The following is a 517-nucleotide window of genomic DNA, read 5'->3' on the forward strand; positions in this document are numbered from 1 at the left end:
ACCAGGAGTCGCAGAGCGCTCCAAAGCGGCAACCACCCCCTCGTCAGGCTGCATCAACAACTGAGGCCTGGCAAGCCTTGGCGACTTGACAGCGGTTAGGAACTCAACGGCCGCGCCTACGTCTCCAGGGCGTTCGCCAAGGCCTGCCGCATCCTGGGGCTCCGGCACATCCGCACCAGGCCCTACACGCCCAGAACCAACGGCAAGGCGGAGCAATTCATTCAGACCCTCTGCCGGGAGTGGGCCTACGCCATGGCCTTCCAGAACTCCGAGGAACGGAACCGCTGGCTGCCCCGCTTCCTGGCGATCTATAACCGGCTCAGGAAGCACTCAGCCCTCGGCTGGCGCTCACCTCAGCAGCGGCTCATCGAGCTGCTGCGCTGACGAACCTGGTGAGAAACAACACCTAGGAGCCTGTCGCACGTTGCGCCGAGGGCAGAGCGCCAGCATTGAGCGCTGGCGATGTCGGAATGCCCGCCCACGGCCCTGGCGACATCAACCACGCCCTCAACCTGTT

At 64.6% G+C, this 517-nt stretch carries 1 protein-coding gene; it reads left to right on the forward strand.

The window, feature by feature from the left end; genetic code table 11:
• Positions 1-168: 168 nt before the first annotated feature.
• Positions 169-384, forward strand: a complete 216-nt coding sequence (locus ACLNEE_RS16900) for an integrase core domain-containing protein (protein ID WP_412007452.1) — start codon at positions 169-171, stop codon at positions 382-384.
• Positions 385-517: the final 133 nt, after the last annotated feature.

It is taken from the genome of Aphanothece stagnina RSMan2012 (assembly GCF_046764815.1).
Taxonomy (GTDB): Bacteria; Cyanobacteriota; Cyanobacteriia; order PCC-6307; family Cyanobiaceae; genus NIES-981.